This window comes from uncultured Castellaniella sp., from assembly GCF_937988725.1.
In the GTDB taxonomy this organism is placed as follows: domain Bacteria; phylum Pseudomonadota; class Gammaproteobacteria; order Burkholderiales; family Burkholderiaceae_B; genus Castellaniella.
Genome location: NZ_CALKHS010000001.1, coordinates 219,539 through 233,575, shown reverse-complemented (window position 1 = coordinate 233,575; position 14,037 = coordinate 219,539). Strand labels below are relative to the sequence as shown.

Below are 14,037 nucleotides of genomic sequence, written 5' to 3'. Positions count from 1 at the left end.
GTGCCCGGACGGATTCGCTCATCCGCCGCACGACGCGGGCAGGCGCGCATCGCGGTAATCGGCGCTCGCGCGGGCCACGGCGCGCGCCCAGTCCCGCAGATCGGCGGTGTCGCCGCGCTCCGGCGCGCGGGCAAGATACAGATCGACCACCCGTTCGGCCGTCTCGAAGCAATCCTCCGGACGCGCGGCGCGCTGCTCCGCGGCCGGCGCCAGGGCGTCGATCCAGACGGCCAGCGCCTGCTGCTCGATCTGTTCGGCCCGCAGTTCGGCGGCCTTGACCGCGTTTCGAAGCGCATCGGTGCGCCGATCGGGCGCCGGCGGCGGCCCGGATTTGAGACGACTGCGGACCCGGCGCAGCGTCGCCACCACGTCCTGGCGCCACGGCTGCGCCAGCGCTTCGGCCTGCTCGACCTCGTCGCGCCCTATCGGGCGCCGATGCCACCGCGCCGCCAGAAGCGACATCAGCAGCACGTTGACGTCCAGGCCGATGCCCGCCTGCAGCGCCAGGCAGCTCCGGGCGACGCCATCGCCCTGATAGACCGCCAGGGAAAAGCGCCAGTACAGTTCATCGTCCAGTACGGATTTCACGCGTCTCGTTCCTCGTCCGCGACGGCTACATCGCGCTGAGCTGCTTGCTCAGCAGCTCGGCCATCGCCGTGACCGGTTCCCGCAGAGACAGGATCTTTTCTTCGGTGAAGCGATACATCGGCACGGTGATGCCGACCGCGCCGATGATCCGGCCGCCCTTGCCCCGGACCACCGAGGCCACAGCCCCGACGTCGGGATAGAACTCGCCCCGGTTGACCGCGAAATTCTGCGCCCGCACGGTCTCGAGCTCGGCCTGGATGGCGGCGACGTCGGTCAGCGTCACGTCGGTGTACTTGATCAAGGGCGTCGCCATGATCCGCACCATGACCTTGTCCGGCAGGAACGCCAGCAGCACCTTGCCGGTGGCGGTGCACCAGGCCGGCTTGGTCAGGCCCAGCGGCGCGTAATGCGAGACCGCATGGGGGCCGCGCACGTGTTCGATCGACACCGCGGCCTCGCCATCCCAGATGTTGAAGCTGCAGGTCTCCTGGGTCGTCGCGGCCAGTTCCTGCAGGCCGTTGCGCACCAGTTCCGACAAGCCGAAATTTTCCATGATGGGCGCGGCCAGCGCCACCAGGCCGCCGCCCAGCCTGACCAGGCCGCTGGCGGGATCGCGTTCGACGAATTGCGCTTCCTCGAGCGTGGCCACGATCCGCGAGACGGAACTCTTGTGCAGGCCGACCCGGCGCGCCAGTTCGGTGATGCTCAACAGGGGCTCGGCGCCGGAAAAACAGCCCAGCACCATGAGCGCCTTCTTGACGGCGCCGACCCCGCCGGATGCGTCGGCGCGTTCTACCGGTTTTTCTGCTTTATCGGACACGTCGCGAAGGCTGCCATTTGAGGAAGATGTTTTCAAAGATGCCGATGGCAGAGATTCCCAGCGTCGTGAACAGGGTGATGGACAGGAGCGCCGCGAATACCAGGGGGATGTCCATGTTGAACTGTCCCGTCAGCACCAAGTATCCGATGCCCATGTTACCTCCGATGAACTCCCCGACGATAGATCCGACCAGCGCCAGCGGGAAGGCCACTTTCAGGGCATCGGCGATATAGGGCAAGGCGTGCATCAGCCGCACTTTCACGAAAATCCGCAGCGCGTTGCCCCCGGCAAGCTTCGAGAGGTCGAGGATGTCGCTTTCTATTTCGCCCAGGCCGGTGAGCGAATTCACGAAGATCGGGAACAGGGCCAGCATGAACGCCAGCAATATCTTCGATTCCGCGCCGAGCCCGAACCAGACGACCAGCAGCGGCGCGATCGCGATCTTGGGAATGCTGTTGAAGGCGGCCAGAAAGGGCAGGACGATAGACTTGAGGCTTTCGACGTAGACGACCAGCAGGGCGAGCGCGATGCCCACCGCCGTGCCCATCGCCAGTCCGGCCACGGTCGTCCCCGCGGTGACGGCCAGGTGATAGACCTGCAGATCGAAGGTCCCCGTGAAGCGCTGCCATATCGTCGTCGGCAGAGGCAGTATGTAGTCGGGCACGGCCGTGAGCGGCACGCCGAACTGCCAAAGGAGGATGAGGATCGCCACCGCCAGCGCGGTCTTGGATGCATTCAACATGTCTGGATTCTCCTAGCCTTCCCACTGCGTGCCGATGCCCTCGCGGACGCGGGCGGACAGTTCGAGAAACCGCGACGTCCTGAGCGTTTCCAGCGTCCGGGGGCGGGGCAGGTCCACCTCGATGACGTCCTGGATGCGCCCGGGCCGCGCGGTCATGACGATGATCGTGTCCGACAGCAGCACCGCTTCGGTGATGCTGTGCGTGACGAAGATGACCGTGTTCTTGCTGGCGCTCCAGATGCCCTGCAGCTCGAAGCCCAGGCGCTCGCGGGTCATGACGTCCAGGGCCCCGAACGGTTCGTCCATCAGGATCAGCGAAGGGTTCAGCAGCAGCGCCCGGCAGATCGACGTGCGCTGCTGCATCCCGCCCGACAGCTGGTGCGGGTAGCTGTTCTCGAAGCCCTTGAGGCCGGCCAGTTCGATGAGTTCCAGCGCGCGCGCCTGGTATTCCCGGGGGTTCCTGCCGCCGATTTCGGCGACGAACAGGATGTTCTCCAGCACGGTGCGCCACTGAAGCAGCACCGGCCCCTGGAACACCATGCTCGCGTCCGATATCGGCCCGTCGACTTTCTTGCCGCCCACGGAGATCTCTCCGCCGGTCGCCGACACCAGACCCGCGATGATGCGCAGCAGCGTCGATTTGCCGCAGCCGCTGGGCCCCACGATGGAGACGAAGGAGTTCGCCTTGATCTCGCACGAAACCCTGTCGACCGCGGTGACGTCCGCGCCGAATTTCTTGCTGACGTCCCTGATATTGACTGTCGTAGACATCGGCGCGCCCTATGGTTTGCTCACGACGTGCTGGAACACGTCGCCCGGCTTGATGCCGTCGGTCTTGAGCTTGAGCGCTTCGCCGATGATGCCGATGGTGTTCTCGATGCGATCGTCGGTCGCGACGCCATAACCGTTCTTTTTCGTATAGTCGGTGTCGATGGCCTTGACCGACTGGCCCCACTGGCTGAGCACGGTGTCGTAATTCAGCGTGGTGTTGTGCTTGACCATGATGCGCGCCGCCTCTTCGGGGTGCTCGATCGAATACTGCACGGCCTTGCTGGTCGCATCGGCGAACCGGCGCACTTCGGCGGGGTCGTCCTTCAGTTTGGCCTGGCTGGCGATCATCCAGTATCCGTAGACGTCATACCCCCAGTCCGCGAACGAGGAGAAATAGACTTTCTTGCCGCGCGGCGCGGCCAGTTTCTGCAGGGCCGGCACATCGCCGTCGATCGAGGCGGTGAACAGATCGACGCGCCCGCTCAGGAGCAGGGACGAATACACGCCCGAATCGGCGGTCTGCCAGTCGACGGGCATGTCGGCCAGATTGTTCCGGCCGAGGATGATGGGAAAGATCACCCGGGCGCTGTCGGCCTGCGACGCCGCGACTTTCTTGCCCTTGATCGAGGCGGGATCGGGATAGGGCTCGAGCGACGCGAAGCCCATGGTCGTCTTGTCCATGAAGACCAGAAAGCCCTTGACCTTGGCGCCCTTGGCCACGGCCTGGACCACCGGCCCGGCATCGGCCATGCCATAGTCCGCCTTTCCGCTTTCGATGGCGGAGATGACGAAGCCGCTGCCCGCCGCCGGCATGATCTTCGCATCGAAGCCGGCGTCGCGATAAAAGCCCTTTTCCAGCCCCACGAAAAAGGGAGTATGCCGCCCATGGAAGGTGTAGTTGGTCAGAACCGTGATTTCCTTGAGCTTGGCGTCCTGTGCGGCGGCGGGCGCTGCCAGGGCGCCAAACCCCAGGGTGGCGGAAATCAGCAAAGCGGATAGAAAGCGCAACTTTTTCATGTCGTCCTCGGCCCAATTGATTGATGCTCGTTGAAGGAATGTATTGCCGCTGCTTGTTCAGGATTGTGAAAAGTACTCGCCAAGATTGACGCGATCGACCCCGGGCACCTTCTTGCGCTCGAACTCGGCCCTGCGATGGAACGGCACGGTCGCGTCGATGCCCAGCCGCCCCCAGTGATCTTTTTGTTCGTCCCGGTAGAAGGATGGCGTCTCGGGGATGATCATGACATCCTTGTCCGGGCGCGAGCGCGTCAGGGTCGCCCAGGTGACGTCATCCATGTCGTAGATGTCGACGTCCTCGTCGACCACGGTGCACATCTTGGCCCAGGTGGGCTCGGCGCCGAACACCGCCAGCAGGACCTGCCGCGCATGACCCTCGTACTGCTGCCGGATCTTGACCACGGTGTGAAGCACGAAGGGATGGCACGTCACATCGACGATGCCAGGCAGCACCGCGCTGATCCGCTGGTAGATGTTCGCGGCCACGGACAGTTCGAGCGTCAGGACTTCCTCGGAAGATCCGCAGAGGATGCTGTGGAAGATCGCGTCGCTGCGACGCGTGACGCCCAGGACCTCGAACACCGCATTGTTGCCTTCGGGCGTGTAGTAGCCCATGAATTCCCCGAAGGGGCCCTCGGGCCGGCGGATGTTGGGCAGGAAGCGGCCTTCGATGACGATCTCGGTGCTTGCGGGGACCATCAGATCGATATGCTTGCAGGGTCGCATTTCGATCGACTCGCCCGACAGCTGCGCCGCCACCAGCAGTTCATCCGCATCGTAAGGCAGGGGCGCGGCGGCCGTCAGGAAGCTGGCGGGAGGCGGCCCGATCAGCATGGCGGCCTCCAGCGGCTGGCCGGCCTGTTCGGCCTTCTCGTGATAGATCGTCAGGTGGTGTTTCGGCGCGAGGCGGCAGCGCAGTTCCTGGTCGCTGACGTACATCGAGCGGTGAAACGAGAGATTCCTGACCCCGGTCTCGGGATCCTTGGCCAGGAACATGGCGGACGTGAAATACGGCCCCACGTCTTTTTCGGAATAGGTGATCAGCGGCAGGTCGCTGAGTTTGCAATCGACCAGGGAAGGCGTGTCCTCCGGCTTCGATGCGACGAGTTCGCTGCCTCTCGTGCTGGCGATGTCCGCGAGTTCGTTCCACTCCTTGCAGAAATTCTCGGGACTGATGCCGAGGATGTCGGCCAGGCGCTGGCGCGATCCGTAGATGTTCGTCAGCACCGGCAGCGCCGTGCCTTTGACCTTGTGGAACAGGATCGGCTTGCCCCAGGCCTTGTGGGCGGCCGCGGTGACCGCCGCCAATTCATGCCGCGGGTCGACCTCGCGGTGCACTTCCATCAATTCATTCTTGTCGCGGAGACGATTCATGTAGTTGCGCATAACGATCCTGTTGTTTGCAGACTGGACAGACATGCGGGCGGCGCGGCGCCCGCCCCATTTTTCAGGCCTGGCGGCCGCCGCCCCAGCGCTTGACGAGCCCGGCGTCGATATCGAACAGATCCAGCGCCCGCCCCACGGTGTGGTCGACCATTTCCTCGATCGACCCGGGCCGCGCGTAGAAGGCCGGCACGGGCGGCATCACGATGGCCCCGGCCTCGGTGACCTGCGTCAGGCTGCGCAGGTGCCCCAGATGCAGCGGAGTCTCGCGCACCAGCAACACCAGGCGGCGACGCTCTTTCAGGACCACGTCGGCCGCGCGCGTCAGGAGATTGGACGTCACCCCGGTCGCGATTTCCGACAGGCTGCGGATCGAGCACGGCGCCACGACCATCCCGGCGGTCTTGAACGACCCGCTGGATATGGCGGCGCCGATGTCGTCGATCGAATGGACATGGTCGGCAAGGCTTTCTATGTCGGCGACTTTGAGCGTCAGTTCATGCGCCAGGGTCACCTTGGCCGAGCGCGTCATGACCAGATGAGTCTCGACCGCGCACTCGCGCAGCGCGCGCAGCATGCGCACCCCGAGCACGATGCCCGACGCACCGCTTATACCGACGATCAACCTGCGTGTGCCGCTCATGGGGAAGTCTCCGCAGACCGGTGTTGTTCCCGGTTCTATGGTTGCGTAATACGCAACTTAGTTTCTTATAATGCAACTTTCCGGCAAGTCTACGATTCGTATTTAGGTCCTGTCAAGAGGAAATCCGGACGGCGCACGCATTCCGGAGACTGCCGGGCGGCGCTCCGCGGACGGCCTGAAGCGGCGGCCATCCGCCTGGGATTTACCCTTAATCCAGTGCTGGCGCGGGGCAGCGCCCCACTCTGGAATTGACAGCCTATTGCCAATGTATATACTTTTCCAAAGGGCATCGAGAAGCCCGGATGCAGCGCAGATCCACTATGATTTCCCGCATCGGGGGCACGTCCACGCTGTCCCGCAAACCCAGGAGACAACACCATGCGCATCACCCCGACACTCAAATGGCTGCTGGCCAGCAGTTGCCTGGCCGCCGCGTCGTTCACCCTGCCCGCCCAGGCGGACCAGCTGGCCGATGTGCAGAAGGCCGGCGAACTGGTCATCGGCACCGAAATGCAGTTCGCGCCCTTCGACTTCCTGAAGGACGGCAAGCAGGAAGGCTTCAACAAGGAATTCTTCGCCGAAGTCGGCAAATCCCTGGGCGTGAAGATCCGCTTCATCGACCTGCCCTGGGCCAGCGTGCTGCCGGGCCTGGATGCGAAGAAATTCGACATGGTGGGTGGCCCGTTGAATGTCACCAAGGCGCGCAAGGAACGCTACCACTTCACCCTGCCCATCGCCGACGGCACGGTGGCTTTCCTGAAGAGCGCCAAGAACAAGGACTTCACCAAGCCCGAACAGGTGGCGGGCAAGATCATCGGCAGCCAGCGCGGCTCGTCGCAGCTGGCGCAGACCAAGGCCTACGCCGAAACCCTGAAGCCGGCGCCCGAGATCCGCGAATACGTGGACTTCAACCAGGCCTACGCCGATCTGGCCAACGGGCGCATCATGGCCGTGGGCCATTCGATCACCAATATCGCCGTGGCGGCGAAGGAACGCCCCGACACGTTCGCGGTGGTCCAGCCCAGCATCGGGAAGAAGGTGTACTTCGCCTTCATGGGGCATAAGGGCGCCGACAGCGATTCGCTGATCGCCGCCATCGACAAGGTCATCCTGGACATGCACAAGGACGGCCGCCTGAAGGCGCTGCAGGAAAAATGGTTCGGCATGGAAATGCCGGTGCCCACCGAAGACTTCGTCCCGAACGTCTGATCCCCCTGCCCGGCGGGTTCGCGCGCGAGCCCGCCGGCCGGCCGCCCACTACGGCGGGGCCCGAGCCCCGCGTCTTCCTCCAGCGCGACCATGTTTGACGCCAGCACTTTCACGCAAGCCCTGCCCCTGATCATGAAGGCCTCGCAGATGACGATCTTCGTCTCCGTGATCGGGCTGATGCTGGGGTTCGTGATCGCCATCCTGGTCGTGACCGCCTGCCTGTCGCCGTCGGCCTGGGTCCGGCGCTGCGGCAATTTCTATACTTTCCTGTTTCGCGGGGTGCCGCTGCTGGTGCAGCTGATGCTGGCCTACTATTTCCTGCCCACCCTGGGGATCAACGTGTCGCCGCTGACGGCGGCCATCGCCGCCATTTCGCTGTGCGAGGGCGCCTACCTGGGCGAGATCCTGCGCGGCGGCTTCATGGGCATCCCGCGCGGCCAGATCGAAGCCGCCCACATGGTGGGCCTGTCGTCCGCGCACACGCTGGTCCGCATCGAGATCCCCCAGGCGCTGAAACTGACCACGCCGTCGCTGATCAATGAAATGATCCTGCTGATCAAGGCGTCTGCCCTGATTTCCGTCGTGGGAGTGGCGGAAATCACCCGCACGGCGCAGAACGTCGCGGCCAGCACATTCCGGCCGCTGGAAGCCTACCTGATCGCGGGCCTGGCCTACATGCTGATCAACGGCGTGCTGTCGATCGTGGGCCACTACGCCGAACAGCGCTTCGGGAGAGCCTGATGTCGGTGGACTTTTCCCTGATTTCGCAATACAGCGGCCAGATCCTGGATGGTTTCGGCGTCACGATCATCAGTTGGATCGGCGCCGTGGCCCTGGGCATGGCGGTGGGTTTCGTGATCGCCGTGCTGCAGTTGTTCACGGGCCGCTGGGTGCGGGCGGTGCTGCGGGTCTACATCGAGGTCCTGCGCACCACGCCCTTCCTGGTGCAGCTGTTCATCCTGTACTACGGCGGGCCGAATTTCGGCGTGTCGCTGTCGGCGATGGACGCGGGCATCGTGTCGCTGGCGCTGTACGGTAGCGCCTATTTCGCCGAGATCTTCCGTTCGGGCTTTCTGTCGGTGCCGGCCGGCCAGGTCGAGGCCGCGGACTGCCTGGGCCTGTCGCGCATCAGCACCATCTGGCGCGTGCAGCTGCCGCAGATGCTGGTGATCATCACGCCGGCCCTGATCAACATGATCATCATCCTCAGCAAGGAAACGTCCGTGCTGTCCATCATCACGGTGCCCGAACTGACGGCCGTGCTGACGCAGATCGGCTCCGAACAATTCATCTACGTCGAAACCACCCTGGTGCTGTGCGTGTGCTACCTGATCCTGGTCGCCATCACGCAGAAACTGGGCGGCTGGGCCGAACTGAAGGCCAGCCGCTATCTGCAGCGCTGATTGACGGAATCCCGCATGACGACACTCCCCACGAATCCCCCCGCCGGCGGCGACCTGCTGATCGAAACCCGGGACATCACCAAACGCTATGGCGAGAACCAGGTGCTCAACGGCATTTCCCTGGGGGTGCGCAAATCCGAGGTCATCTGCATCATCGGGCCGTCGGGATCCGGCAAGAGCACGCTGCTGCGTTCCCTGGCCTTCCTGGAGCAGTACGATTCCGGCGACGTGCTGATCGAGGGCCGGCTGCTGGGCTACGTTGACCAGGACTCGGGACGGCGCAAGGCGACGTCCGCCGAGATCAAGGACGTGCGCCGCCACGTGGGCATGGTGTTCCAGCATTTCAATCTGTGGCCGCACATGACGGCCCTGGGCAATGTGGCCGAGGCCCTGATCCGGGTGAAGAAACTGCCGCGCAGCCAGGCGCACGAGAAGGCCCGCGCCATGCTGGCCAAGGTCGGCCTGGCGGACAAGGCCGACAGCTATCCGATCCGCCTGTCGGGAGGCCAGCAGCAGCGCGTGGCCATCGCCCGCGCCCTGGCGATGGAACCCCACATCATGCTGTTCGACGAGCCCACGTCCGCCCTGGACCCCGAACTGGTGGGCGAGGTGCTGCAGGTGATGAAGGACCTGGCGCGCGACGGCATGACCATGGTGGTCGTGACCCACGAGATGGGCTTCGCCGCGCAGGTGGCCGACCGGGTGTTGTTCATCGATCAGGGAAAAATCGCCGCCAGCGGGCCGCCGGCGGAACTGTTCCGCCACGTGCAGCACGAACGGCTGAAGCAGTTCCTGCAGAACTACCTGGACCGCAATGCGTTCTGGGAACAATAGGCCGCCCGCGCGGCCAGACGATCACACAGGACGCTGATCTCATGTTTTCCCATATTCCTTCCTTCGCCGGCGACCCGATCTTCGAACTGGGCAACGCCTGCCGCCGCGACCCCCGCGCCGACAAGGTCGACCTGACGGTCGGCCTGTACTACGACGAGGACGGCCGCATCCCGGTGCTGCAATGCGTCAAGCAGGCCGAAGCCCTGCTGGCGCAACAGGAACGGCCGCGCACCTACCTGCCCATCGAGGGCCTGGAATCCTACCGCCTGGCCGTGCAGCGGCTGGTGCTGGGCGCCGACAGCCCCGCGCTGAACGAGCAGCGGGTGGCGACGATCCAGAGCGTGGGCGGCACGGGGGCGCTGAAGGTCGGCGCGGACTTCCTGCACGCCGCCTATCCCGACAGCGCCGTCTGGATCAGCGACCCGGCCTGGGACAATCATTTCGCGATCTTTTCCGGCGCGGGCATCGCCACGCACCGCTATCCCTACTACGACCCCGCCACCCACGGAGTGCGCTTCGACGCGATGATGGACGCGCTGGCGACGCTGCCGGCCCGCAGCATCGTGCTGCTGCACCCCTGCTGCCACAATCCCAGCGGCGCTGACCTGACGGCCGAGCAATGGGGCGCGCTGATCGCCCTGATGCGGCGCGGGGGCCTGATCCCCTTCCTGGACCTGGCCTACCAGGGATTCGGCCAGGGCCTGGACGAAGACGCGCTGGCCGTGCGCCTGCTGGCCGAATCCGGCATGGCGTACCTGGTGGCGAATTCCTTTTCCAAGAACTTCTCCTTTTACGGCGAACGCTGCGGCGGGCTGTCGGTGGTGTGCGAACAGGCGGCCCACGTGCCGGCCGTGCTGGGCCAGTTGATCGCCATCGTGCGGCGCATCTATTCCAACCCGCCCGTGCACGGCGCCCAGGTCATCGCCCGGGTCCTGGGCGATCCCGAGCTGAACCGGCTGTGGCGCGACGAGGTCGCCGCGATGCGCGCCCGCATCCGCTCCATGCGCGGCCAGGCGGTGGAACAGCTGGCCGACAAGGCGCCCGACTACCCCGCCCGCTATCTGCTGGCGCACCAGGGCATGTTCAGCCTGACGGGCCTGCGGCCCGAGCAGATCCTGATGCTGCGCGAACGCCACGCCGTCTATCTGCTGGACTCGGGACGCATCTGCCTGCCGGGACTGAACACCCGGAACGTGGGGCTGTTCACCGACGCCCTGGCCGACGTGCTGATGCGAACCGCGCCGGAGACGCACGCATGAACGACGCCGTCACGCCCCTCGAGCCTTCGTCCCGCCCCGCCATGGCCAAGGCGCCGGAAGCGGCCGCCATGCCCGACACGATCGAAGCGCTGATGCGGACGCTGTCGTGCCTGCGGCCGGGCGCCGACGACGTCGCCCGCTACCTGCAGGACGACAGCGGCCTGAAGGCCGACGCCCCGCCGTACTGCATCCTGCGCCCGCGCGGCACGGACGAGGTCGCCGCCATCGTGCGGGCCTGCCGGCGCGAGGGCCGCAAGCTGACGATCCAGGGCGGGCGCACCGGCCTGGCGGGCGGCGCCGTGCCGGACGCGGGCGACGTCGTGCTGTCGCTGGAACTGATGGACCTGATCGAACATCTGGACGCCGTCAGCGGCACGGCGACGGTGCAGGCCGGCATGGTGCTGGAGAACCTGTGCGCCGCCGTCGAAGCCCAGGGCTGGTATTTCCCCATGGATTGCGGGGCGCGGGCGTCCTGCCAGATTGGCGGAAACGTCGCCACCAACGTCGGCGGCAACCGGGTGCTGCGCTACGGCACCATGCGGGAACTGGTGCTGGGGCTGGAAGTCGTGCTGGCCGACGGGACGGTGCTGACCATGATGAACCAGGGCCTGAAGAACAACACCGGCCTGGATCTGAAGCATCTGTTCATCGGCACGGAAGGCACGCTGGGCATCGTCACGCGGGCGGTGCTGCGGCTGTTTCCCAAGCCCGAGCGGCGTCACAGCGCCCTGGTGGGACTGGCCGATTTCGATCAGTTGACGGCGCTGCTGAAGGCCGCCCGAGGGCGCCTGGCGACCTTGTCCTCATTCGAAGTGATGTGGCGCGAATACCTGCAGGCGGCCGCCACGGTGACGCGGCGGGCGGAGCCTTTCGACGGAGCCTATCCGATCTGCGTGCTGCTGGAAGTGGAATCGTTCGCGGACCGGGAAGCCTCCGCGCATCCGCAACCGGGCGACGCCGCGAACGGCGACGAGGCCGCCGTCGATCGCGCCCAGGCCGATCTGCACGCGTTCCTGGAATCCTGCCTGGACGACGGCACGGTGCTGGATGCGATCCTGCCTCAGAGCCAGGAACACGCCGCCCAGCTCTGGCGGCTGCGCGATACCATCGGCGAGATCCTGCACACGATGGCTCCCTACGTGGCCTTCGACATCGGCATCCCGCTGGCGCTCCTGCCGGACTTCATCGCCCGCACGCGGCAGGCCCTGGCGTCCCGCTGGCCGACGGCGCAGCGGCTGCTGTTCGGCCATCTGGGCGACGGCAACCTGCACTTGTCCACCGGCCCCTATGCGCCCGGCGATCTGGAGGCGGTCGAATCCCTGGTCTACCGGGAAGTCGAGCGGGTGGGCGGCAGCATTTCCGCCGAACACGGCATCGGGCGCATCAAGAAGCCCTTTCTGCATCACAGCCGCAGCGCGCCGGAACGCGAGCTGATGGCGAATATCCGACGGCTGCTGGACCCGCAGGCGCGGCTGAACCCGGGCCGGATCGTGGACGTCTGAGGCCCGACGACCCAGGCATGGCCGCCGGCATGCTCGTTTAATTTGTATAGACATTTACACTAAACAGATATACATTCGAACTTGATATTTCCCGTACAGGAGCAGACCGTGTCCCATTCCCAAGCCGACGATCCGCGTTACGACGCCAGCCGTGAAATCCACGCCCCCACGGGATCGCAATTGCACTGCCGCAACTGGACGATCGAGGCGGCCTACCGCATGATCCAGAACAATCTGGACCCGGCCGTGGCGGAAAACCCCAAGCATCTGGTGGTGTATGGCGGCATCGGCCGCGCGGCGCGCAACTGGGCCTGCTACGACGCCATCCTGGAAAGCCTGCGCAATCTGGGCGAAGACGAGACCCTGCTGGTGCAGTCCGGCAAGCCGGTGGGGGTCTTCAAGACCCATGCGGATGCGCCGCGCGTGCTGCTGGCCAATTCCAACCTGGTCCCCAAATGGGCAACCTGGGAGAAATTCAACGAACTGGACCAGGCGGGCCTCTTCATGTACGGCCAGATGACGGCCGGCAGCTGGATCTACATCGGCAGCCAGGGCATCGTGCAGGGCACGTACGAGACCTTCGCGGAAGCCGGCCGCCAGCACTTCGGCGGCTCGTTCGCGGGGCGCTGGATCGTGACCGCGGGCCTGGGCGGCATGGGCGGGGCGCAGCCGCTGGCGGCGACCTTCGCCGGAGCCTGCTCGCTGACCATCGAATGCCAGCAGTCGCACATCGACTTCCGCTTGCGCACGCGCTATCTGGACAAGCAGGCCCGCGACCTGGACGAGGCCCTGGCCATGATCGCCAAACACACGAGCCGCAAGGAAGCCGTGTCCATCGGCCTGCTGGGCAATGCGGCCGACGTGCTGCCGGAACTGGCCCGCCGCGCCCAGACGGGCGGCCCGCGCCCCGATCTGGTCACGGACCAGACCTCCGCCCATGACCTGATCCACGGCTACCTGCCTTCGGGCTGGACGGTGGAACAATGGCAAGCCGCCCAGCGCGACCCGGCCCAGCACACCCGCCTGCGGGCCGAGGCGGCGCGTTCCTGCGCCCGCCACGTGCAGGCCATGCTGGACCTGCACGCCATGGGCATCCCCACCGTGGACTACGGCAACAACATCCGCCAGGTGGCCCATGACGAGGGCATCACCGACGCCTTCGATTTCCCCGGTTTCGTGCCGGCCTACATCCGGCCGCTGTTCTGCGAGGGCAAAGGGCCTTTCCGCTGGGTGGCGCTATCGGGCGATCCGGAAGACATCTACGCAACGGACCGCAAGCTGAAGGAACTGTTCCCCGACAACCACCACATGATCCAGTGGCTGGACATGGCGCGCGAACGCATCGCCTTCCAGGGCCTGCCGGCGCGCATCTGCTGGCTGGGCCTGGGCGAACGCCACCGCGCGGGGCTGGCCTTCAACGAAATGGTGCGCTCGGGCGAACTGAAGGCCCCCATCGTGATCGGCCGCGACCATCTGGACACGGGCTCGGTGGCCAGCCCCAACCGCGAAACCGAGGCCATGCGCGACGGCACGGACGCCGTGTCCGACTGGCCGCTGCTCAACGCCCTGCTGAACACGGCGGGCGGCGCCAGCTGGGTGTCGCTGCACCACGGCGGCGGGGTCGGCATGGGCTACAGCCAGCACGCCGGCATGGTGATCGTGGCCGACGGCACGGACGCCGCCGCCCGCCGGCTGGAACGTGTGCTGGTCAACGACTGCGGCAGCGGCGTGATGCGCCATGCCGACGCGGGCTACGATCTGGCCATCAAGACCGCGAAGGATTTCGGCCTGAAGCTGCCGATGATTTCGTAGACGCACGCGCCGGCCGCGGTTCTTTCTCCGACAGCCTCCGTGCTGATGATCCAA

The 14,037-nt window shown here is 65.7% G+C and carries 14 protein-coding genes; 7 read left to right on the top strand and 7 right to left on the bottom strand.

The features are described from left to right. Window positions 1-18: 18 nt before the first annotated feature. The 7 genes from Q0263_RS00995 to Q0263_RS00965 form a co-directional block, all read right to left on the bottom strand. The gene (locus Q0263_RS00995) at window positions 19-588 is read right to left on the bottom strand and encodes a TIGR02444 family protein (protein ID WP_298012443.1); all 570 of its coding nucleotides are present in this window, start codon (window positions 586-588) and stop codon (window positions 19-21) included. 25 nt (window positions 589-613) lie between these two features. Beyond that, a complete protein-coding gene (locus Q0263_RS00990; RefSeq protein ID WP_298012441.1) occupies window positions 614-1,408 on the bottom strand; it encodes an IclR family transcriptional regulator in 795 nt (264 codons plus the stop codon). Then, window positions 1,398-2,150: an ABC transporter permease gene (locus Q0263_RS00985; RefSeq protein WP_298012440.1), complete on the bottom strand. Its 753-nt coding sequence runs from the start codon at window positions 2,148-2,150 to the stop codon at window positions 1,398-1,400. Before Q0263_RS00985 ends, Q0263_RS00990 begins: the two co-directional genes overlap by 11 nt. Window positions 2,151-2,162: 12 nt before the next feature. Continuing rightward, complete coding sequence (locus tag Q0263_RS00980) at window positions 2,163-2,921, bottom strand: ABC transporter ATP-binding protein (RefSeq protein WP_298012439.1); 759 nt, start codon at window positions 2,919-2,921, stop codon at window positions 2,163-2,165. 9 nt (window positions 2,922-2,930) lie between these two features. Beyond that, window positions 2,931-3,938, bottom strand: a complete 1,008-nt coding sequence (locus Q0263_RS00975; protein WP_298012437.1) for an ABC transporter substrate-binding protein — start codon at window positions 3,936-3,938, stop codon at window positions 2,931-2,933. Between the two features lie 57 nt (window positions 3,939-3,995). Next, the gene (locus tag Q0263_RS00970) at window positions 3,996-5,312 is read right to left on the bottom strand and encodes a UbiD family decarboxylase (RefSeq protein WP_298012435.1); all 1,317 of its coding nucleotides are present in this window, start codon (window positions 5,310-5,312) and stop codon (window positions 3,996-3,998) included. 73 nt (window positions 5,313-5,385) lie between these two features. After that, window positions 5,386-5,964, bottom strand: a complete 579-nt coding sequence (locus Q0263_RS00965; protein WP_298012433.1) for a UbiX family flavin prenyltransferase — start codon at window positions 5,962-5,964, stop codon at window positions 5,386-5,388. A 378-nt stretch (window positions 5,965-6,342) separates the two neighbouring features. Here Q0263_RS00965 and Q0263_RS00960 point away from each other — a divergent pair, with 378 nt between their 5' ends. From Q0263_RS00960 to hutU, 7 genes are all read left to right on the top strand, one after another. Continuing rightward, the gene (locus Q0263_RS00960) at window positions 6,343-7,173 is read left to right on the top strand and encodes a transporter substrate-binding domain-containing protein (RefSeq protein ID WP_298012431.1); all 831 of its coding nucleotides are present in this window, start codon (window positions 6,343-6,345) and stop codon (window positions 7,171-7,173) included. A gap of 90 nt (window positions 7,174-7,263) precedes the next feature. Then, the gene (locus Q0263_RS00955) at window positions 7,264-7,914 is read left to right on the top strand and encodes an amino acid ABC transporter permease (RefSeq protein WP_298012429.1); all 651 of its coding nucleotides are present in this window, start codon (window positions 7,264-7,266) and stop codon (window positions 7,912-7,914) included. Then, entirely contained in the window at window positions 7,914-8,576 is a 663-nt protein-coding gene (locus Q0263_RS00950; protein WP_298012426.1) for an amino acid ABC transporter permease, read from the top strand. The genes Q0263_RS00955 and Q0263_RS00950 overlap by 1 nt, the downstream gene beginning before the upstream one ends. A gap of 15 nt (window positions 8,577-8,591) precedes the next feature. After that, complete coding sequence (locus Q0263_RS00945) at window positions 8,592-9,410, top strand: amino acid ABC transporter ATP-binding protein (protein ID WP_298012424.1); 819 nt, start codon at window positions 8,592-8,594, stop codon at window positions 9,408-9,410. Window positions 9,411-9,451: 41 nt separating this feature from the next. Then, window positions 9,452-10,669, top strand: a complete 1,218-nt coding sequence (locus tag Q0263_RS00940; RefSeq protein ID WP_298012423.1) for an amino acid aminotransferase — start codon at window positions 9,452-9,454, stop codon at window positions 10,667-10,669. Beyond that, complete coding sequence (locus Q0263_RS00935; protein WP_298012420.1) at window positions 10,666-12,171, top strand: FAD-binding oxidoreductase; 1,506 nt, start codon at window positions 10,666-10,668, stop codon at window positions 12,169-12,171. The genes Q0263_RS00940 and Q0263_RS00935 overlap by 4 nt, the downstream gene beginning before the upstream one ends. A gap of 108 nt (window positions 12,172-12,279) precedes the next feature. Beyond that, window positions 12,280-13,983 carry a urocanate hydratase gene (gene hutU / locus Q0263_RS00930; RefSeq protein WP_298012417.1) on the top strand — a complete coding sequence of 568 codons (1,704 nt, stop codon included), beginning with the start codon at window positions 12,280-12,282 and terminating at the stop codon, window positions 13,981-13,983. Window positions 13,984-14,037: the final 54 nt, after the last annotated feature.